20 protein-coding genes are annotated in these 20,391 nt (G+C 66.8%); 7 read left to right on the forward strand and 13 right to left on the reverse strand.

Annotated features, from left to right (window positions below; translation table 11 throughout):
* The first annotated feature begins 43 nt into the window (after window positions 1-43).
* Complete coding sequence (locus AC1RRP_RS16665; protein WP_493038130.1) at window positions 44-886, forward strand: TIR domain-containing protein; 843 nt, start codon at window positions 44-46, stop codon at window positions 884-886.
* A gap of 247 nt (window positions 887-1,133) precedes the next feature.
* Here AC1RRP_RS16665 and AC1RRP_RS16670 read toward each other — a convergent pair whose 3' ends face one another.
* Genes AC1RRP_RS16670 through AC1RRP_RS16680 form a run of 3 tightly spaced genes read right to left on the reverse strand, consistent with a single transcriptional unit; the run spans window position 1,134 to window position 4,152 of the window.
* On the reverse strand, window positions 1,134-1,430 hold the full coding sequence (locus AC1RRP_RS16670) for a hypothetical protein (RefSeq protein WP_493038132.1): 297 nt from the start codon (window positions 1,428-1,430) through the stop codon (window positions 1,134-1,136).
* A gap of 12 nt (window positions 1,431-1,442) precedes the next feature.
* Window positions 1,443-3,374 (reverse strand): MFS transporter, encoded by a 1,932-nt coding sequence (locus AC1RRP_RS16675; protein ID WP_493038134.1) that lies wholly within the window; start codon window positions 3,372-3,374, stop codon window positions 1,443-1,445.
* Between the two features lie 13 nt (window positions 3,375-3,387).
* Window positions 3,388-4,152 (reverse strand): hypothetical protein, encoded by a 765-nt coding sequence (locus AC1RRP_RS16680; RefSeq protein WP_493038136.1) that lies wholly within the window; start codon window positions 4,150-4,152, stop codon window positions 3,388-3,390.
* Window positions 4,153-4,281: 129 nt separating this feature from the next.
* On the opposite strand from AC1RRP_RS16680, the gene AC1RRP_RS16685 reads away from it, so the two are divergent.
* The 3 genes from AC1RRP_RS16685 (at window position 4,282) to AC1RRP_RS16695 (ending at window position 6,850) form a co-directional block, all read left to right on the forward strand.
* Window positions 4,282-5,013: a helix-turn-helix domain-containing protein gene (locus tag AC1RRP_RS16685; protein ID WP_493038139.1), complete on the forward strand. Its 732-nt coding sequence runs from the start codon at window positions 4,282-4,284 to the stop codon at window positions 5,011-5,013.
* Between the two features lie 111 nt (window positions 5,014-5,124).
* Complete coding sequence (locus AC1RRP_RS16690) at window positions 5,125-6,399, forward strand: NAD(P)/FAD-dependent oxidoreductase (RefSeq protein ID WP_493038141.1); 1,275 nt, start codon at window positions 5,125-5,127, stop codon at window positions 6,397-6,399.
* Window positions 6,400-6,415: 16 nt separating this feature from the next.
* Window positions 6,416-6,850, forward strand: a complete 435-nt coding sequence (locus AC1RRP_RS16695) for a hypothetical protein (RefSeq protein ID WP_493038143.1) — start codon at window positions 6,416-6,418, stop codon at window positions 6,848-6,850.
* 277 nt (window positions 6,851-7,127) lie between these two features.
* On the opposite strand, the gene AC1RRP_RS16700 is transcribed toward AC1RRP_RS16695, so the two are convergent.
* The 5 genes from AC1RRP_RS16700 to AC1RRP_RS16720 all read right to left on the reverse strand — a co-directional run bounded on the left by AC1RRP_RS16700 (window position 7,128) and on the right by AC1RRP_RS16720 (window position 13,557).
* Window positions 7,128-8,375 (reverse strand): FIST signal transduction protein, encoded by a 1,248-nt coding sequence (locus AC1RRP_RS16700; protein ID WP_493038145.1) that lies wholly within the window; start codon window positions 8,373-8,375, stop codon window positions 7,128-7,130.
* Window positions 8,376-8,382: 7 nt separating this feature from the next.
* Window positions 8,383-8,940: a PhaM family polyhydroxyalkanoate granule multifunctional regulatory protein gene (locus tag AC1RRP_RS16705; RefSeq protein ID WP_493038147.1), complete on the reverse strand. Its 558-nt coding sequence runs from the start codon at window positions 8,938-8,940 to the stop codon at window positions 8,383-8,385.
* 33 nt (window positions 8,941-8,973) lie between these two features.
* Complete coding sequence (locus AC1RRP_RS16710; RefSeq protein WP_493038149.1) at window positions 8,974-11,571, reverse strand: EAL domain-containing protein; 2,598 nt, start codon at window positions 11,569-11,571, stop codon at window positions 8,974-8,976.
* A gap of 80 nt (window positions 11,572-11,651) precedes the next feature.
* Entirely contained in the window at window positions 11,652-12,629 is a 978-nt protein-coding gene (locus AC1RRP_RS16715; RefSeq protein ID WP_493038151.1) for a tripartite tricarboxylate transporter substrate binding protein, read from the reverse strand.
* A gap of 46 nt (window positions 12,630-12,675) precedes the next feature.
* Window positions 12,676-13,557, reverse strand: coding sequence for a fumarylacetoacetate hydrolase family protein (locus AC1RRP_RS16720; RefSeq protein WP_493038153.1), 882 nt, complete (start codon window positions 13,555-13,557; stop codon window positions 12,676-12,678).
* Between the two features lie 178 nt (window positions 13,558-13,735).
* Here AC1RRP_RS16720 and AC1RRP_RS16725 point away from each other — a divergent pair, with 178 nt between their 5' ends.
* Complete coding sequence (locus AC1RRP_RS16725; RefSeq protein WP_493038155.1) at window positions 13,736-14,404, forward strand: FadR/GntR family transcriptional regulator; 669 nt, start codon at window positions 13,736-13,738, stop codon at window positions 14,402-14,404.
* Between the two features lie 93 nt (window positions 14,405-14,497).
* Here the strand turns inward: AC1RRP_RS16725 and AC1RRP_RS16730 are convergent, their stop codons facing one another.
* The 4 genes from AC1RRP_RS16730 to AC1RRP_RS16745 form a co-directional block, all read right to left on the reverse strand.
* Window positions 14,498-14,971: a copper chaperone PCu(A)C gene (locus AC1RRP_RS16730; RefSeq protein WP_493038156.1), complete on the reverse strand. Its 474-nt coding sequence runs from the start codon at window positions 14,969-14,971 to the stop codon at window positions 14,498-14,500.
* A 40-nt stretch (window positions 14,972-15,011) separates the two neighbouring features.
* A complete protein-coding gene (locus AC1RRP_RS16735; protein WP_493038158.1) occupies window positions 15,012-15,554 on the reverse strand; it encodes a YcnI family copper-binding membrane protein in 543 nt (180 codons plus the stop codon).
* 11 nt (window positions 15,555-15,565) lie between these two features.
* Entirely contained in the window at window positions 15,566-17,863 is a 2,298-nt protein-coding gene (locus AC1RRP_RS16740; protein WP_493038160.1) for a TonB-dependent receptor, read from the reverse strand.
* 77 nt (window positions 17,864-17,940) lie between these two features.
* On the reverse strand, window positions 17,941-18,306 hold the full coding sequence (locus AC1RRP_RS16745) for a DUF2946 family protein (protein WP_493038162.1): 366 nt from the start codon (window positions 18,304-18,306) through the stop codon (window positions 17,941-17,943).
* Window positions 18,307-18,413: 107 nt separating this feature from the next.
* Between AC1RRP_RS16745 and AC1RRP_RS16750 the strand changes: the two genes are divergently transcribed.
* The gene (locus AC1RRP_RS16750) at window positions 18,414-18,785 is read left to right on the forward strand and encodes a TraR/DksA family transcriptional regulator (protein WP_493038163.1); all 372 of its coding nucleotides are present in this window, start codon (window positions 18,414-18,416) and stop codon (window positions 18,783-18,785) included.
* Between the two features lie 48 nt (window positions 18,786-18,833).
* Complete coding sequence (locus AC1RRP_RS16755; protein ID WP_493038165.1) at window positions 18,834-19,271, forward strand: hypothetical protein; 438 nt, start codon at window positions 18,834-18,836, stop codon at window positions 19,269-19,271.
* Between the two features lie 62 nt (window positions 19,272-19,333).
* Here AC1RRP_RS16755 and AC1RRP_RS16760 read toward each other — a convergent pair whose 3' ends face one another.
* Complete coding sequence (locus tag AC1RRP_RS16760) at window positions 19,334-20,344, reverse strand: fumarylacetoacetate hydrolase family protein (protein ID WP_493038167.1); 1,011 nt, start codon at window positions 20,342-20,344, stop codon at window positions 19,334-19,336.
* Window positions 20,345-20,391: the final 47 nt, after the last annotated feature.

The following is a 20,391-nucleotide window of genomic DNA, read 5'->3' on the forward strand; positions in this document are numbered from 1 at the left end:
TATGTAGTTGTAGCATCTTGCGCAGAAACAAGGGGGAATGGCCATGAACACCGAAATCAAAGGCAATGCCGACTACACCGGGTATTGGACCGGATCAATCTCCGGGACAAATCAGGGCGGGCTCACGCTTGATGCGCGCCAAGAGGGTCACCGAGTCACTGGGACGGCGAAGCTTAGTGAACCCAGTCTTGGACAGTACGAGTATTTTCTCGAAGGAACGGTCTCTCACGATGGCTCGTTGTCGGCCAGATTGACACCTGGTCGCCAATCAACCACCACTTTTCAATTGGGCACTGTGAATCTTCTCTGCTCAATGGACTCGCCCGGCAGCCTGCTAGGGCGATGGAAGTCAGATGTTGGGACGGAGGGAATCGTATCGGCAAAGCGCTTCGAGAAGGACATGACAGCCGCTGCTCTTCCCAAATCAAATTCGGTGTTTCTAGTCCATGGCCATGACGAAGGAGCAAAACATTCTGTCGCACGTTTCCTTGAGCAACTAGGCGTTAAACCTGTCATTCTTCAAGAGCAAATCAATCGGGGCATGACAGTCATCGAGAAGTTTGAAGAGTTTGCAGACCGTGCCGGATTTGCAGTCATTTTGATGACCCCCGACGATTTTGGGTATCCAGCAGGAAAAGAAGAGGAGAAGCGACATCGCCCTCGACAGAATGTCGTGCTTGAGCTTGGCTATTTCTCGGCAAAGCTCGGGCGCGCCAAAACTCTGGTGCTCATCAAAGGTGACGTGGAAATGCCGTCCGATGTGTTTGGCCTTGTATATGAACCCATGGAACAAGGCGAGGGGTGGAAAATGCGGTTGGCGCGAGAATTGGCGGCTTCGGGATTCAAAATCGACATGAACCGCGCCGTCGCCCCAGGACAGCTGTGACTCTCGTTACACCGAGAGTTCGCTGACCCATTTCTGCAACTCGCGCTCTACCACCGCCTCATTCAGCCCCACCGTATCAAAGATACTCGTCCAAACAGCTTGTTATGGCCGCGGGCAGCCTTCCACCTGTTCGGCGCAACTGGAGCGGGCACTCCAAAAATTGGTGAGCATAGGGACTATGGGAAGAGCTACTGCGCTTGGAACTCACGATGCGACCGTTGGGATACAAGACCTGACCTCGTGCTGCTCAGATGACCTGGACGACCACCTTTAGGAACCAGTACGCCAGCAGGGCCAGCCCCAAGACAGATTGCAAACCCCAGGCCCAGCCCACAATCCGACGCTGCGTTGGCTGCTGCACGAGGAAGAATCGAAGGATGGGGCCCAGGACGGCGGCCAGACCGCACAGCCCGGCCCAAAGGCCCCAGACGATGCCGACGCCCGTGCAGCCGAAGCCTTCGCAGCGCAGGCTCCACGCGTAGACCGCACATCCGAGCACCAGCCCCACCAGCAACAGGTACAGGCCGGAAAAGAAGGCCCTCATGAGGCGCTGGGCCTATTGCGCTGGCGCCATCAAGACCGCCACCTGCTCACGCAGCGCGTCCAGCTGCACCTGGTCCGCGGGCATTGCCGGCCCCACATTCAACCCCACCGTATTAAAGAGCCCCCGCCGGAACGGCTTGGCCATGGCCGTGGGTTTGCCGCCCACCAGCTCGGCGCGGCTGAAGTAGGAGCCCCAGAGATTGGTCAGTGCCATGGGCACCACGGGAGCGGGCTGCATCTCCAGGATCTTCATGAGGCCGCCCTTGAACTCCTGCAGGGTGCCGTCGTGCGTGATACCGCCTTCGGGGAAGATGGCGAGCAGGTCGCCCTCTTTCAGCACCTGGGCGGCGGCGATGAAGGCGGCTTCGTAAGCTGCGGGGTCTTCGGCACGCGGGGCGATGGGGATGGCCTTGGCCAGCTTGAAGAGCCAGCCCAGCACCGGGATCTTGAAGATGCGGTGGTCCATGATGAAACGGATGGGGCGCGGGCTGGCGGCCATGAGCAGCACCGCGTCCACGAAGCTCACGTGGTTGCAGGCCAGGATGGCGGGGCCGGTGGTGGGGATGTGCTCGTCGCCCGTGACCTTGAAGCGGTAGACGAAGTGACTCATGACCCAGGCCACGAAACGCAGCAGGTACTCGGGCACCAGCAGAAAGATGTAGAGCGCCACCACGGCGTTGGCCAGGCCCACCAGGAAGAAGATCTGCGGGATGCTCACGTCCATGGCCAGCAGGGCGCCGGTGATCAGCGAGCTGGCGATCATGAAGAGCGCGTTGAGGATGTTGTTGGCCGCGATGATGCGCGCGCGGTGCGTGGCCGGGCTGCGCAACTGGATCAGCGCGTACATGGGCACGCTGTACAGGCCCGCAAAGAGGCTGAGCAGCAGCAGGTCGGCCATGACGCGCCAGTGGGCGCTCTGGGCCAGGAAGGCGCCCAGGCCCATCACCTCGGAAGGCGGCAGGCTGCGCGAGGCGAAGTAGAGATCGATGGCGAAGACCGTCATGCCGATGGCGCCCAGGGGCACCAGGCCGATCTCCACATGGCGGCGGCTCAGCATCTCGCACATGAGCGAGCCGATGCCGATGCCGATGGAGAACACCACCAGCAGCAGTGAGGCCACGTGCGCGTCGCCGTGCAGCACCTCCTTGGCGAAGCTGGGGAACTGGCTCAGGAAGACGGCGCCGAAGAACCACATCCAGCTGATGCCCAGCAAGGAGCGGAAGACCACGATGTTGCCGTGCGCGAGCTTGAGGTTGCGCCAGGTCTCGGACACCGGGTTCCAGTTGATCCTGAGCCCGGGGTCGGTGGCCGGCGCCGCGGGGATGCGCGCCGCTGCGGCCCGCCCCACCACGGCCAGGGCGACACAGGCGAAGGCCACGTTCTGGTGACCCACCTCGGGGATGGCCACGATGAGGCCGCCCACCACATTGCCCAGCAGGATGGCCACGAAGGTGCCCATCTCCACCATGCCGTTGCCGCCCGTGAGCTCGCGCTCGCTGAGCACCTGCGGCAGGTAGGCGAACTTGACCGGGCCGAAGAGCGTGGAGTGCAGGCCCATCATGAAGGTGCACAGCAGCAGGGCCGGCACATTGGCCATGATGAAGCCCCAGCCCGCCACCAGCATGATGGCGATTTCCAGGTTCTTGACGAAGCGGATCATGGCCGTCTTCTCGAACTTGTCGGTCAGCTGCCCGCTGGTCGCACTGAACAGCAGGAAGGGCAGGATGAAAAGCGCGCCGATCACCAGGCCCGCCATGGCGGGCGGCAGCCAGCTCACCTGCAACTGGTAGGTCACCATGACGGTGAAGGCGAACTTGAAGAGGTTGTCGTTGGCCGCACCGCTGAACTGCGTCCAGAAGAAGGGCGCGAAGCGGCGCTGGCGCAGCAGGGCGAACTGGTTGGGGTGTTCGCCATGGGCTGCGGCGTGGTCGTTCTTGTGTTCCAAGATGTCTCCTCCGTTATCGTTGAGTGGCATTCTGCCCGAGGGCGTGCAATGCGCGTATGACAGGCCAGGCGGCGAATGCGGCCACCAGATGCTTGAGGCTGTGGCCCGACACAAGCTGGCCCGTGGCGTCGAAGATCACGTGGTCGGCCAGCTCCAGCCCCTTGGCCAGGGCATAGAGGCCGATGAGCACGCCCCAGCGCACCGCCAGCGCCCCAGGCAGGGCCGGCACCACGGCCAGCACCAGCAGCAGCGCCATGCCCCCGCCTTGCAGCAGGGCCCAGGGCAGGAGGTTGCCGTTCGCCGCCCAGAGGGCCACGCTCCAGCCGCCCAGGCCCAGCACGGCCAGCGCCAGGCCCCAACCGGCCCGGGCACGCAGCTGGCTGGCCACGCCCAGGCCCAGCAGGCCGGCGAAGGCCACCGTCATGCCCAGGCGGTCCACCACCAGGCCCGCGTCATCGGGCTGCCAGTGGTACCACGCTGAACACAGGGCGGTGAGCAGCAGGCCGGCGAAGAACAGGGCCGCCAGCTGGCGCTGCGGGCGCGCCAGCGCGACGGCCGGCACACGGCCCAGCACCTGCAGGCCCAGCGCGCCGAACAGCGCAAACGGCAGGTTGCTCAGCACGTCCAGCGCGCAGGGGATGCCGAGCCAGGCGCGCTGGTCGGCGAAGTGGTGGTAGTGCGCGTGCTGGGCCAGCGGTGGCGCCAGGGCGGCCAGCAGGGCCAGCGCCAGGACGGCCAGGGACAGGACGGTTTCGGTGCGCGAGAGGGTCAGTGGCATGGGGGGCTCCGGTTGACGGGATGGGCCGCAGTGTGTGGCGCACCGGCCGCAGCGGGCGCAGATTCCTGCCTTTTGCTCTTCCGAATGAACTCAGGGTATCGATAATCGATACCCGACACCGGAGACACCATGAGCACCACCGCCGACCTCGTCCTGGCCCTGAAGAAAGAACTCAAGGCCGCCCACCTGACCTATGCCGGCCTGGCGAAGAAGCTGGGCATGGCCGAGAGCAGCGTCAAGCGCATGCTGGCCAAGGGGGACATGCCGCTCTCGCGCATCGACGCGATCTGCCGCGCGCTCAAGCTGGACTTCGCCGAACTCGCGCGCCGCGTGGCCGACGCCCAGCCCCTGCTGGCCGAACTCACGCAGCAACAGGAGAAGGCCGTGGTGGCCGACAAGAAGCTGTTGCTGGTGGCCATCTGCGTGCTGAGCCAGTGGACGCTGGAGCAGATGGTGGCGGCCTACCGCCTGACGGAAGCCGAGTGCGTGAAGTACCTGGCCCAGCTGGACCGCATCGGCATCATCGAGCTGCGCCCGCTCAACCGCTACCGCCTCAAGCTGGCCAAGACCTTCCGCTGGCGCCCGCATGGCCCGGTGATGGACTACTTCCGCGAGCACGCGCTGCTGGACTATTACAGCGGCGGCTTCGACGGCCACGGCGAAGGCCTGCTGCTGGTGCACGGCAGCATCGCGCGCAGCCTGGCGCCGTCTTTCATGGAGCGCCTGCAGCGCGTGGCGCAGGATTTCGCCACCCAGCACCAGAGCGACCAGAAACTGCCCGAGAAGGACCGCGAGGGCTACACCTTGCTGCTGGCCATGCGCAGCTGGGAGTTCGAGGCCTTTGCTGCACTGCGGCGCTGACTTTCCTTGCGTCCGGCTTGATATGGATCAACCCGGAACATACCCCCGGGGCTATAACTCCTGAACAGCCGCGCCCGATGGCGGGCGCGGCACACACCAGGAGACAAGACCATGGCCCATATCGTGATACTCGGCGCAGGCATCGGCGGCATGCCGATGGCGTATGAGATGCGTGCGCTGGCGCGCGCGGAAGACAGGATCACCGTCATTTCCAACAACCCGAAGTTCCACTTCGTCCCGTCCAACCCCTGGGTGGCGGTGGACTGGCGCAAGCGCGACGACATCGAGATGGACATCGCGCCGGTGCTGGCCAAGAAGAAGATCGACTTCATCGGCGTCGGGGCCAAGCGCCTGCACCCCGAGAAGAACCAGATCGAGCTGGACGACGGCCGCACGGTGGACTACGACTATCTGGTGATCGCCACCGGCCCCCGGCTGGCCTTCGAGGAAGTGGAAGGCCTGGGCCCCCAGGGCCACACCCAGTCGATCTGCCACGTGGACCACGCGGTGGAAGCCGAAAAGAACTGGCAGGCCTTCGTCAAGAACCCGGGCCAGGTGGTGGTGGGCGCGGTGCAAGGCGCCTCGTGCTACGGCCCGGCCTACGAGTACGCCATGATCATGGACACCGACCTGCGCCGCCGCAAGATCCGCGACAAGGTGCCCATGACTTTCGTCACCGCGGAGCCCTATATCGGCCACCTGGGCCTGGGCGGTGTGGGCGATTCCAAGGGCCTGCTCGAATCGGTCATGCGCGACCGCCACATCAAGTGGATCTGCAATGCCAAGACCACCAAGGTCGAAGCCGGCAAGATGTACGTCACGGAACACAACGAGGACGGCACGCCCAAGAAGGAGCACGTGCTGGACTTCAAGTTCTCCATGATGTTGCCGGCCTTCAAGGGCATCGACGCGGTGGCCGGCATCGAGGGGCTGACCAACCCGCGCGGTTTCATCCTGATCGACCCGCAGCAGCGCAACCCCAAGTTCAGGAACATCTACGCCGTGGGTGTGTGCGTGGCGATTCCGCCCGTGGAGGCCACACCGGTGCCCACGGGCGCGCCCAAGACGGGTTACATGATCGAGTCCATGGTCACGGCCACGGCGCACAACATCCGCGACGAACTCGACGGCAAGGCGCCCTCCACCAAGGCCACCTGGAACGCCGTGTGCCTGGCCGACTTCGGCGACACCGGCGCCTGCTTCGTGGCGCTGCCGCAGATCCCGCCGCGCAACGTGAACTGGTTCTCCCAGGGCAAGTGGGTGCACCTGGCCAAGATCGCCTTCGAAAAATACTTCATGCGCAAGATGAAGGCCGGCACCTCGGAGCCGCTGTTCGAGAAGATGGTGATGAACGCCCTGGGCATCATGAAGCTCAAGGACAAATAGGCGCCCCGCGTCCGCCATGGCCACCGGCTACGTGTTCTTCGATGCCGAGCTGCGCGATCGTTTCGTGCAGGGCTTGGCGGCACGTGCGCTGACATGCAGCACGCGCAAGGACACGATGGAAGGCTGGGTGGTCGAGCTGACCGCCGACCCCGATGACGCGTTGCTGGATACCCTGGAGGCCGACTACGAGACGCTGATGCAGGAGCAGATGCAACGCGCCGAGGCGCGGCCCGACTGGGGCAGCCACCAGGTGGCCAGCCTGAGCATCACACGTGCCGACGGCAGCACGGCCGCGGTGCGCCTGCCGCCGGCGGTGGCACGCCCGCTGATGGAACATTTCAGCGCCGAGGAGGCGCACGCGCTGGTAACGGCGATTGCGCACAGCCTGGAAAACCCCGTGGACGGGCCGCTGTGCCGCAAGGACCTGCTGCAGACCCGGCCGCAGGAATGAGGCGCCCGCCCAGGGCCTGTTCACACGCATTTCTCAAGATGCGTTGTGGATCAAAAAAGTCATGCGGTAGGCGCGTGGACGCCGCCGGGGTCATCCCCGGCAAGTCCGCGCAACACCCCGCATGGCTTTTTTGGCCACAACCCGAAGGGAATGGGGTGAAAACAGCGCCACTCGTTGTTGCACTCCTAGCCCAGGCGGGCAGCATGGGTGTCGTCGTGCGCCTAGATTGGCGCTGTTTTCACCCCGTTCGCACTTGAGAAATGCGTGTGAACAGGCCCTACGCCGTGAAGACCGTGAGCACGCCGGTGTAGCCGTAGACGTGATGGCGCGCGATCTCGCCGCCGGCGAAGAAACCGATCAGCGGCACGTCGCCCAGCGCGTGACGCACGATCTGCAGCTCGGCGCTGGGGCCGCCGAAGTGCGGCCCGCCGCGGCCCGAACAGCTGACGTAGACGGCGCCCACCATGCGCTTCGGCGCCGGCGGCTCGGCGTCCAGGCCACCGGCCGTCAACGGCAGTTCCTCCGGCTCCAGCTCCTCACGGATCTCGGCGCAGATGCGCATGAGGTCGGCACGCGCGGCCTGTACATTGCGCTGGCAGAAGGCCAGCTGCATGCCCTCGTCCACCAGCTCGGCCAGGGCCACACCGCCGCGCTGCGGGTCCAGGCCGACGATGTGGCGCACGCGCACGTCGCTGCCGAAGTTGCCGGTACGGCTGATGGCGCGGCCATCGGCCGCCACATCCTGCGCATGCACCAGGCCGGCCAGCGTGGCGCGCACGGTGTTGATGGCCTGCTCGGGTTCGTCCAGCGTGACATCGAGTTCGCGCAGCAGCACCTGCAGCGCGGGCTCGCCATCGAGCTGGTAGACCACGTTGCGCTCGGCTTCGGTGATGGTGTGGCTGCCGGCCACCGGACAGCAGCCCTGGGTCACGCGCGAGACCAGCTGCACGCCCTCGCCAAAGGCCACGCCGCTCAGGCCGCCGTGGAAGACGCCGGTGGAGCGGCCCTGGCCGCGGATGAAACCGTCACCGCCCAGCGCGAACTGCACGCTCTCGCCGCGGCTGGCGGCCAGGCCGCCGAAGAGATAGCCGCTGTCGGTGCGCGCGGCCATTTCGTCGATGAGTTCGGAGAGTTCGGGCGTGTGGCCGTCGGCGTGCACCAGCGCGGTGTGCGCCTGGAAGCCCAGGCCCAGGGGCGCCACGCCGGAAAAGACGCGGTACTGGTCGCTGGGCAGATCACACAGCATCACGGCCAGGGCCGGCTCGTCGAAGTATTCGACGTTGGTCGCGGCTATGCCCACGCCCACGGTGCCGGCCCAGTCGGTGACCTCGGGCAGCTCGCCGCTCAGGTGGGCAAGGATGGCCTCGGCCTCGGCGGCGTAGTGGTCGGTGATGTAGAGCAGGGCCAGCGTGGGGCTTTGCGCGGCACCGGGCAGGGCCAGCTGCGCACGCAGCTGCGCCAGCACCAGCGCAGCGGCCATGCGCCATTGCGGGTGGGTGGCGTGGGCCAGGGGAAAGTTCTTCATCGGCATCTCAGACAGGCTTGGGTTTGCGCGGGGCGGCTTTTCTCGCGGCGGCCTTGGTCGCGGGCTTGGGCGCGGCTGCCGCTGCACTGCGCTCGGCCGCCTCTTTCATGGCCTGGCTGGCGATCTGCTGGAACTGCTGGGTCAGTGCGCCCCAGTACTGCATGGGGTCGGCCATCGGCGCTGTGGCGGGCGCGGCGGTAGCTGCCTTGGCGGCGGGCGCGGCCTTGGGCGCCTGTGCGGCAGCGGGCCGGGCCGCCGCAGCCGCACCCGGCACGGGCCAGGTCATGCCAGCGCCGGGCATGGACACGTTCATGCTCTTGAGCGTGGCCAGGGTCATCTTCTGCACTTCCAGCGCCTGGAGGGTGGCCTTGAGCGCGGCGGCGTTCTGGTCCAGCCAGAACTGCACGGCCTTGAGTTCGGTGATCCGTTTGTCCAGCGCCTCGGCGTCCAGGGTGGGCGCCACCCAGCTGGCCATGGAGGCGTTGCCGCCCTGGGCCAGTTTCTGCAGGAAGTCGAAGCCCGGGACGAAGGGGCCGAAGCCGGCGGGGTCTGCCTTGTTGCTCATGGTGGCACTCCTCTGATACGCACTGTTGCCAGCTTACTCCAAGGGCGTCGACAAGGGCAGGGCCTGCGCGGCGAGGCCCTCGAAGACCGCGGCTGGCACCGGCCGGCTGAAGTAGTAGCCCTGGTAGGCCGGGCAGCCTTCGGCGGCCAGGGACTGGCGCTGCGCCTCGGTCTCCACGCCCTCGGCCACCACCTGCAGGCCCAGGCTGCGCGCCAGGGCCATGATGGTGCGCACGATGGCCGCATCATTGGGGTCGCTGAGCAGGTCGCGCACGAAGGAGGCGTCGATCTTGAGCTGGTCCAGCGGCAGGCGCTTGAGGTAGCTCAGCGACGAATACCCGGTGCCAAAATCGTCGAGCGAGAAGCTCACGCCGTGCGCGCGCAGGGCCTCCATCTTGACGATCACGTCCTCCACATCGTCCATCAGCAGGCTCTCGGTGATCTCCAGCTTGAGCCGCGCCGCGACGGCCCCGGTGCGCAGCAGGGTTTCGAGCACCTGCGAGACGAAATCCGGGTGGCGAAACTGCTGCACGCTGACGTTGACCGCCAGACTGAGCCTGCGCAGTGCCGGCTGGTCGGCCCAGGCCACCAGCAGTTCGCAGGCACGCTGCAGCACCCACAGGCCCAGCTCCTGCATCAAGCCGCTCTCTTCGGCCACGGGAATGAATTCTGCCGGCGAGACGTCGCCGCGCACCGGATGCGTCCAGCGCAGCAGCGCCTCGGCGCCCACCACCCGGCCCGCCGTATCCACCTGCGGCTGGATGTGCAAGGCCAGCTGCCCCGAGTGCATGGCCTCGCGCAGGTCGCTCTGCAGCGAAGCACGCGCCGCCACCACGGTCTGCATGCGCGGGTCGAAGAAACGCAGGCTGTTGCGGCCCGCCGCCTTGGCCTGGTACATGGCCAGGTCGGCCTGCTTGAGGAGTTCGTCGCCCTGGACCTGGCCGTTCGTGAACAGGGCCACACCGATGCTGGGGGTGCTGTGCTGCAGGCGGTTGCCCAGGCGATAGGGCTGGCTGAGCGCGGCCATGATCTTGCGGCCTACGGCCTCGGCCTGGCCGGCGGCGACTTCGGCCACCTCGCCCAGGTCTTCAATCAGCACGATGAACTCGTCGCCGCCCAGGCGCGCCACGGTGTCGCCCACCCGCACGCAGTAGCTGATGCGCGCCGCCACTTCGCGCAGCAGCTGGTCGCCGATGGCATGGCCCAGGGTGTCGTTGATGGTCTTGAAGTGGTCGAGGTCGATGAACAGCAGGGCCCCGCTGCCGCCGTGTCGCGCGCTGGCGGCCAGCGCATGCGCCAGATGGTCCATCAGCAGGCGCCGGTTGGGCAGGCCGGTGAGGGCGTCGTAGAAGGCGAGCTGGTGGATCTTTTCCTCGGCCTGCTTGCGGTCGCTGATGTCCACCGCGGTGCAGGCCAGCAGCTCGGGGCGGCCCTGGGCATCACGCAGCAGCAGACCGCTGCTGAGCATGGGCAGCTCGCGGCCGTCGCCGGCCAGCTGCACCAGTTCGCGCGGCGCGCCGGCGTCGCCTTCGCGCACGCTGCGCCAGTAGTCTTCGGCCGTCTCCTGCCCCGCGGGGGCGTAGAGGCTGAGGTAACGCTGGCCGATCAGCTCCTGCGGCTTGCGCCCCTGCAAGGCGGCGCAGCGCGCGTTGACGTAGACCAGCTGGCCGTCCAGCCCGGCGATCCAGGCGGCGAAGGTGGACTGGTCGAAGATGGCCTTGAAGCGGCCCACCTCCTCATTGGCGGCCTGCAGGGTGCGGGTGCGGGCAACCACCTGGCCGCGCAGCAGCACCGCCATCAACATGACCAGCAGCAACAGGCCGCCGACCGCGGCCAGCCCCCACCAGAAGGCGCGCGGCACGGCAGGCTCGGGAACCTGGCCGCCCCATTGCCGGATGATGGCGAAATACATCGAGCGCGGATCGTTCTGCCAGTCGCGCAGGTAACGGTCGATGGTCGCCAGCAGCTCGGGGTTGCGGTCCTGCCCGGCGGCAAAGAACAGGCGCGAGGGCTGGAACACGATGGACGTTTCGACCAGCCGGTAGCGCGGGCTGAGGCGGTTGCCGAAGAAGTGGTTGGCGATGGCCGCATCGGCCTTGCCGGCGGCCACCAGGCGAAAGGCCTCGTCCAGCGAGGGCACCGGCATGAGCACCGGCTTCACGCCGAAGCCCGTCACCAGTTCCTTGAACAGCGCGGTCTGGATGGAGCCTTCGAGCAGGGCCACGCGTTTGCCATCGAGGTCCAGGATGGAGTTGATCGTCACGGCAGGATGCCGGTAGATCTGCGACCAGCTGTGCATGACCGGAACCTGGTGGAAGTCGAAGCGCTGGTCGCGCTGGGCGCTGTAGGCCACATCGGGCATCAGGTCGATGCGGTCGGCCTCCAGCGCATCCAGGCAGGCCTGCCATTCGCAAGGCACGAACGCCAGGGTCCAGCCCTCACCCTTGGCGATTTCGCCCAGCAGGTCCGCGAAGATGCCCGTGGCGCGGCCCGCCGCGTTCAAATAGATCTTGGGCTCGTTGGCATAGACGCCGACGCGCACCGTGCGCGGCTGCGCCCAGGCCGCCGCGGACTGCAGGCCCGACAGCAGGACCAGCAGCCACGCGCCCCAGCGAGGATGGATGTACGACAAAACCGCCTCCCGACAGCCCCGGATTCAGGGACCATCTTAGGCCCTTTCACCCCGGGGCCGCAGGCGCGCGGCCGGCCGCCTTACTCGACGCGGCCGATGCGCTGCACCAGCGCTGCCATGGCCTTGGCATCCGTCTGCACGAAGCGCTCGAACTCGGGCGCGTCCTGGTACATGAAGGAGGTGCCTGCGGCCAGCAGCGACTGCTTGGCGCGCGCATCTTCGGAAGCCGCCTTGGCGGCCTGGCGCAGCCGGGTCACCACGGCCTCGGGCGTGCCGGTCGGCACGAACAGGCCGGACCACTGCGAGTAGCTGATCGGCACACCGAGTTCCTTGAAGCTCGGCACCTCGGGCAGGGCGGCCAGGCGGCCTTCGCCCCAGTGCGCCAGCACACGCAGCTTGCCGGCGCGCACGTGTTGCATCACGCTGGACGGGCCGGTGGACAGCGCATCGATCTGGCCGGCCAGCAGGGCCATGACGGCGGGGCCGGCGCCGGTGTAGGGCACGTGCAGCATGAAGGTGCCGGTGGCAACCTTGAGCTGCTCCATGGGCACATGCATGGTGCCGTAGTTGCCCGAGGAACCGAAGGTGGTCTGGCCGGGCCGGGCCTTCACATGGGCGATGAAGTCCTTGTAGGTCTTCCAGGGGCTGTCGGCGCGCACCACGAGGGCGGTGGGGTCGGCCGTGAAACGGGCCACGGGCTTGAGCTGGTCCAGGGTGTAGAGCGGATTGCGCTTGAGCACCTTGTCGGCTTCGGGCAGCACGACCACGGAGGAGAGCGACATGAGCACGCTGTAGCCGTCGGCGCGCGACTTGGCCACTTGCGCCATGCCGATGCCGCCGCCGGCGCCGCCCTTGTTCTCGACGATCATGGTCTGGCCCAGCGCACGGCCCATGGCCTCGGCCACGGGGCGGCCCACGGTGTCGGCCACGCCGCCCGGCGGGAAGGGCACGAGCATGGTGACGGGTTTGCTGGGGTAGGCGTCCTGTGCGAAGGCGGGCAGGCCGGCAGTGGCCAGCGCGGCTGCGCCCAGTTGCAGGAATTCACGGCGTTGGGTCATGGGGGTCTCCTCGTTGTGGAACGAAAGTCTCGGTCGGAACCTGGGTTCAGATTTCCTGGACGGGATTATTGAGCTCGCCCAGGCCGCTGATGGCCACGCGCACGACGTCGCCATGCTTGAGGAACTTGGGCGGCTTGAAGCCGATGCCCACACCCACCGAGGTGCCGGTGAGGATGATGTCGCCCGGCAGCAGGGTCATGGCCGCGCTCATCTGCTCGATCAGCGTGGGCACGTCGAAGATCAGCTGCGAGATGTGGGCATTCTGGCGCTGCTCGCCGTTGACCCAGGTCTGCATGGTCATGTCGGTGGGGGCTTCGTCGGTGGTGGTGATCCAGGGGCCGATGGGGCAGAAGCCGTCGAGCGACTTGCCCAGGAACCACTGGGCGTGGTTCTTCTGCAGGTCACGCGCGGTGACGTCGTTGGTGGCGATGAAGCCCCAGACCTGCTTCATGGCATCGGCCTTGCTGACGTTGCGGCAGGTGGTGCCGATGACGACGCCGATCTCGCCTTCGTAGTCCACCGACTGGGTGTGCTTGGGGTTGAACTGGATGGGGTCGGTCGGGCCGTTGAGCGTGTGCGTGGCCTTGGTAAAGATCTGCGGGAAGGCGGGAATGGCCGAAGCGCCGCCGCTGGTGGCGTTGAAGCCGCTCTTGTCGAACTCCATCGCATGCTCGTGGTAGTTCTTGCCCACGGCGAAGGGGTTGCGCAGGAAGGCCGACAGCGGCGCCATGAATTTCACCTGGGCCATGGGCACACGCGCCATCACGGCGGCCTGCAGCTGGGCGGCGCTGACACCGAGCTGGATGACGTTGAGCACCGGGTTGGGATGCTGGGCCAGCGGGCCGCCGACCAGGGCGACTTCCTTTTTGGCTTCATCAACCAGGGCCAGGTGGATCTGGCCGTCTTTTTGCACACGTGCGATCTTCATGCGAACTCCTGCAGCAAAGGGCAACCGGTGATTGGTTGCGATTGGTTTATCTTGGATGAAAATTATAAAGACCGGATTCCACTCTGAGTCCAGTGGAAAACACGTAGGCGGTGCTCGTATTGGTCTGACTTGGTTGTTTGCTTGTTAAGATCACGGCTCCACCGCCCGCCCCCGCACCATGGACCCGTCTGCCCTGCTCCGCGAAACCCTGCTCGACAAGCTGAAATCCGGCATCTGGCGCGCCGGCCACCGCATCCCGACCGAACGCGCGTTGTGCGCCGAATATGGTCTGGGCCGCTCGGCCGTGCGGCGTGTGCTGGGACAGCTCAAGGAGCTCGGCCTGATCACGCAGACGGTGGGCAGCGGCACCTATGTGAGCGAACGCATCGCCACCCAGCTGCCGGCGCTCGTGGCCCCGGCTGTTGCGGCCGTGAGCCCGGCCGAGCTGATGGAAGTGCGCATGGCACTGGAGCCGGCCATCGTGGAGATGGTGATCCGCAATGCCACGCCGGCCGATTTCACACGCATGGCCCAGTGCTGCGAACGCGCCGAGCAGGCCCGCTCGCTGGAAGACTTCGAGCACTGGGACGGCCTGCTGCACGAGGTGATCGCCGACGCAGCGCACAACAGTTTCGTGGGCCAGGTCTTCAAGCTCATGAACCAGGCCCGCGCCCAGGGCGAATGGGGCATGCTCAAGCGCAAGAGCGTCACGCCCGAACGGCGCGCGGCCTACCAGCAGGAACACCGCGAGCTGGTCGCCGCGCTGCGCGAGCGCGACCTGGAACGCGCGCTGGAGTGCACGCGCAGCCACCTGCAGCACGTGCAGCGCAACCTGCTGGGCCGCTGAAACTCGCGCATCAATCTACTGCGCAACCCGAATCGCATCGTTGGGCGGTGTTCGAGCTGTTCGCTACGATTGCTGCACGAGTTTCCCGTCTTGTCAGTGCTTCATACCGGTGCCGTGGTCGGCAGCACCCGGCGCCATGCCCCGCACCGGCACCTGCACCTCGACCTTGCTCTCCACCCCCTTGGCATCCTTGAAGAGCAGGGTCAGGGGCAGGGTGCTGTTGCTCTTCAACGGGGTCTTGAGGTCCATCAGCATGACGTGGTAACCGCCGGGCTTGAGCTCCACGGTCTTGCCGGCCGGCAGCTCCAGCGCAGACACGGCGCGCATCTTCATCACGTCGCCCTCCATCTTCATCTCGTGCACCTCGGCGATGCCGGCCAGGGCCGAGTCCACGCCGACCAGGCGCGTGCCCTCCTTGGCCGTGAGCTTCATGAAGGCGCCGCTGGATTTCTGGTTCGGCACGGTGCTGCGGACCCAGGCCTCGCGGACTTCGACGGTCTGCGCGTGGGCACCACCGGCAGCCAGGGCCAGCGCGGCGATCAGGGTATGGATGGTTTTATGAAACATGGTGGTACTCCTGTTGAAAAACTATACGGGGAAAGAAAACTCAGTGCCTGTGCCCGGTCGTGCCCGAGGGCAGGACATCGAGCAGGACGGCGGGTGCCTTCAGGCCGCGGGTGGACTTGCCGTGGGCCGGGATGTCGGTCCAGTCGAGCTGGCCGCCCGTGCAGGTCTGCACCACGCGGAACCACAGGGGGCCGGCCTGCGCCGGCAGCGTGGTCCGCAGCACGAACTCGTCGTACCAGGCATCGGGCAACGCGTGCTCGGGCGCGCTGGCGGTCCAGCTGATCTCGACCACGTCCTCACGCACGGTCTTGCCATGGCTGTCGTAGGGCTGGGCCAGCACCTCGCGCCGCACGGCCAGGGTCCAGCCCGCCTTGGGCATGGGTTTGGCGCCGCGCACGCCGGCGGGCAGGACCACGCGGATGGCCGTGGTGGGGCTGCCGCTACAGCCGTGGCCCACGCGGAAAGTTGCGCGGTAGCTGCTGCCGGCCGGCGCAGCGGGTTCGTCCAGCACCACGTGGGCCGAGGCCCCGGTGGCGGCGACCAGCAGGCTTGCAGCGCAAAGGAGATGGGGAAGGTTCTTCATATGGGCTCGCTTCAGAAATTGACTTTGAGATCCGCCACGTAGGTGCGCTGCGGATAGGGGTGGAAGTTCCAGTAGCTTTCGTCGCTGAGGTTGTCGATGCCCAGCGAAGCCACGGTCTCGGGGTTGATGCGGTAACGCCAGCGCAGGTCGGTCACCAGATAGCTGCTGGCGCCCGTGTAGGCATAGCCGTTGATGTCGGCGTTGTTCAGCGTCGAATACTGTGGCCCGCTGTAGCGCACGCCCAGAGAGCCGCTCTGCTTTTCATCGAAGCGGTAGCTGGCCAGCGCGGTGGCGCGCCAGACCGGCACGCGCGGCTGGTATTTGCCCACGCTCTCCGGGTAGGCCGGGTTGCTGACGATGCGCGAGTCCGCGTAGATCAGGCTGCCCGAAAGCTCCAGCCCCTTGAGCAATACACCGCTGCCGTTGTAGGCCAGCTCCACCCCCTTGGTGTTCACGGCGTCGATGTTCTGCACGCGGCTGGTGGTACTGCTGCCGGGAATGAGCTGCGCGTAGAGCGCATCACGCGTGTCCTCGTTGAACACGGTCAGGCGCAGCAGGCCGCGGCCCAGGTCCTGCTCCAGCGTGAGCTCGGTGGTCCAGGACTTCTCTGGCGCCAGGTTGGGGTCGTTCACGAAGGCGAGGTTGGCGTTGGAGGTGGCGCCGTAGAGCTCCTGCACGGTGGGCATGCGCACGGCACGGCCCGTGGCGGCCTTGAGCACCTTGTCGGCCGACCACTGATACGCCAGTGCGGCCTTGGGCGAGACATGGGTCTCGTTGCGGCTGGCGTAGTCCACCGGCGTGGAGCCGCTCAGGCGGGTGTAACCACCCGACGCGCTCCAGTTCTCCACACGCGCACCCAGCACGGTCTTCCAGCGCGGCGCGAAGGCCCAGCTGTCCTGGCCGTAGAGGGCCTGGGTCTGGGTCTTGCCGCCCACATCGCTGTTGAGCGAGCCTGCGGCATCGGTGAGCCAGTTGCCGGCGATATTGGACTTGAGGATGCGCAGCTGGTAGTGGTCCTGCTGGGCGCCGAAGTCCACGATGTGCGCGCCCAACCGACCCTGGGGCCGCCAGGTGCCGCGCGCCACCACGGTGGACCAGCCCGTGCCTTGCTGGTCGGTGATCGTGCCGGCGCCACCGCTGAGGGTGGACGTGGCCGAGAGCGTGGCCGCGCGCAGCTGGTCGCGGCCGTAATCGTAGACGCTGGCGGCCAGCTCCCCGTCCCACTCGCCCCTGGTGTTGCTCTTGAGCGAGAGGCCGTGCATCACATGGGCCAGGCTTTCGCGCGAAGCGTTGAAGGCGTTGTTGACGTTGTAGTTCTGGCCGTTGATCTGCACATCGCCGTAGTACACCGCCTGGCCCGCCGCGTCGCGCAGATAAGTCTGCGGCGTGCCCTCGGCGGTGTTGGCCCAGCTGCCCAGGGTGTAGCTGGCGCGCAGCGTGGGCGAGAGGTCGTAGGCCAGCTTGATCCGGGCCTGGTCCTGCACGGTGTGGTACTGGGTGTTGGTGCCCAGGACGTAGTTGTCCACGCCCAGGGTGTTGGGCGCGCGCACCGCGCCGCTCACCGGCGTGGTACCGGCGCCGCCCGTGGCCGTCAGCAGCTTGGTGGCGAACACCAGGGGCTGGCCGGTGCTGTCGGTGTGGTTCAGATGGACCCACCAGGACCAGTCACCGCTGCGGCTGCCCAGCGAGGCGCTGCCCTGGCTGCCGCCATGACTGGCGCTGCTGTTGTAGAGCTTGAAGTTCTGGTTCCAGACACCCAGGCTGGCCGAGCCCTCGAAATGGCCGGGCATGCGCGTCACGTAGTCCACCACCGCGCCCACGGCGTTGCCGGGGTAGGCCGCGGAGTAGGGGCCGTACATGACGTCGACGCGCTCGATCTCCTCGGGGCTCACCATGCCCCAGCGCGGCGCGTAGGTGGCGCCGTTGCCCAGGTAGTTGGAGAGCAGGATGCCGTCGGCGTACACCGCCGAGCGCGCGCTGTTGCCCGTGCCCGAGGCGCGGCTGGAGAGCACGGCGTGGTTGTAGTCACCCACATAACGCTTGCGCACCAGCAGGCTGGGGAAGTACTTGAGCGCGTCTTCGCTGTCGTTGGCGTTGACGGTCTCCGCGATCTGCGCGCGCGTCACGCCCTCAATGGTGGCGGGGATCTGCGTGGGCAGCGAGGTGGGCTGGCCACCCTGGATGGTGACGACGCCGAGCGACTTCACCGGCGTGTCGGCCTCAGCCTGCGCCGCGAGACTCTGGGCCGAAGCCTGAAAGGCAAAAGGGAAAGCCAGGGCCAGGGCCATGGCCAGGCGGTTCTTCCGCATGAACACTCTCCGCAAACATCAGGACATGCAGCCAGGCCTTCCGCCAGAGCGGAGGACCAGGGCTGCGCAGCGATGGATCAGGAGAAGGTGGGAGGCCCGCGGGCGGGCAGGGGCGCGGCCGTGCGCCCGGCGATGTGCGCCGCAGCGATGGGGAGCAGTACGTGCGCCAGCACGTCGGGCAGCGCAGCCGCGGGCTGGGCCAGCGGCGGTGGGGCGCCGACGGTGGCGCACAGGGGGCAGTCCAGCGTGTGGCTGGAAGGGGCCTGGCTGCCGTCATCGCTCTTGACGATGAGCTTCATGGCCCCGCCGCTGGCACAGACCAGCTCGATGGCCTGCGGCTTCACGAGGGGAGAAGCGATGGCGGCCCCCAGCGCCAGCGCAAACCACACCAGCACGAGGCGGGCAAGGAGGCGGGCTTGGCGCAGGGTCTGCATGCCTTGCATTATGGCCGACCGTGCCCGGGCCGCAGCCGGCACCGGTCTTGACCTGTGTCAAAGACCGGCGCAGAGCAGGAGCGCATGATGAAACCAGACCGACCAGGAGATACCGCATGAGCACCCAGATCACCGCGCCCTTCAAGCAGCAATTGCTGCAGCAGCGCACCACCTTGCTGGCCCAGCTGGCCAGCCTGCGCGGCGGCAACGTCGGCCGCGCCCAGGCTTCGGCCGATCATTTCGGCGGGCAGAAGGAAGACTCCCGCGCCCAGCAGGAAACCGAGCGCGACCTGGAGTTCACGCTCGACGCCCGCGAGAGCGCCGAGCTTGATGCCGTGGACGCTGCGCTCAAGCGCATCGAGGCCGGAACCTATGGCGTGTGCACCGACTGCGGCACCGACATTCCGGCCGCACGCCTGCACGCGGCCCCCGAGACGCCGCGCTGCATCAGCTGCCAGGACCAGCTCGAACACCGCCGGCACGCCTGAAGCGCGCCCTTCCCCTTCCATATTCACGACAACGAGAAAGCACCCACCATGCCAACCTTCCACGCCATCGTCTGGCTTGACCGTTCCGAAGCCCACGTCATCCTGTTCGACCGCGAGCACATTGCTGCGCAGAAGATCAAATCGCGCAGCCATCACAAGGCCACCGGCGGCCACACCGGCTCGCACCAGGGCTCGGGCCGCGGTGACAGCGCCAGCGGCCACCACAGCCCCGCTGGTGGCCATAGCAGCGGCGACGAGACCTATTACCACTCGATCGCTGAAGCCCTCAAGGGCGTGCACGAGATCCTGGTGACCGGCCCGGCCCAGGCCAAGGACGAGTTCAAGGCACACTGCGCGCGCCACGACAAGGCCATCGACAAGGCCATCGTCGGCGTCGTCACCAGCGACCACCCCAGCGACGGCCAACTGGTGGCCATGGCCAAGCAGTACTTCCTGAAGCACGACAAGATGAACGGCCAGGCCTGAGAGCCTGCCGTCAAAGAAAAGGGCGCCGATGGCGCCCTTTTCTTTTCGTGCCCCGCCGCGGCCTATTTCGCCAATGGCACGATCTTCTGCTCGATGGCGCCGAAGACGGACTGGCCGTCCTTGCCCTTCATCTCGATGCGGATGGTGTCGCCGAACTTCATGTAGTCGGTGGAAGGCTTGCCATCGAGGATGGTCTCAATGGCGCGTTTCTCGGCGATGCAGCTGTAGCCCTTGCTCCACTCCTTCTTGCCGTTGACCTCGGTGGCACGGTTGCTCACCGTGCCCGAGCCGATGATGCTGCCGGCGCGCACATTGCGCGTCTTGGCCAGGTGGGCGAGGAGCTGGCCGAAGTGGAAGGTCATCTCCTCGCCGGCTTCGCACATGCCGACCGTGCGGCCGTTCCAGGCGCTTTGCAGGGTCAGGTGCAGCTTGCCCTGCTGCCAGGCGTCGCCCAGCTCATCGAGCGTGACGGCCACCGGGCCGAAGGCGGTGGCCGGCTTGCTCTGCAGGAAGCCGAAGTTCTTGGCCAGCTCGTCGGGAATCAGGTGGCGCAGGCTGACGTCGTTGGCGATCATCAGCAGGCGGATGCCGTCGAGCGCCTGTTCCGGCCCGGCGCCCATGGGCACGTCGGCGGTGACCACGGCGACCTCGGCCTCGAAGTCGATGCCGTGGTCTTCGCTGACACAGACCACGTCATCGCGCGGGCCCAGGAAGTCGTCGCTGCCGCCCTGGTACATCAGCGGCTCGGTGTAGTAGTTGGCCGGCACTTCCGAGCCGCGCGCCAGGCGCACCAGCTCCACGTGGTTGATGTAGGCCGAACCGTCGGCCCACTGGTAGGCACGCGGCAGCGGGGCCATGCACAAGGCCGGATCAAAGGGGAAGGCGTGGCGCGCCTTGCCCTGGTTGAGCGTGACGTACAGGTCCTGCAGCTGCGGGGAAAGAAAGTTCCAGTCGTCCAGCACCTGCTGCAGGTGGTGGGCGATGCCGGTCGCATAATGCGCCGTGCTCAGGTCGCGCGAGACGACGACCAGCTGGCCGTCGCGCGAACCGTCCTTGTAGGTGGCAAGCTTCATCGATGGTTTCTCGGATGACGTATCGTTAAGGCCTGTCGGAACAGGTT

It is taken from the genome of Hylemonella sp. GW821-FHT12C09 (assembly GCF_058807395.1).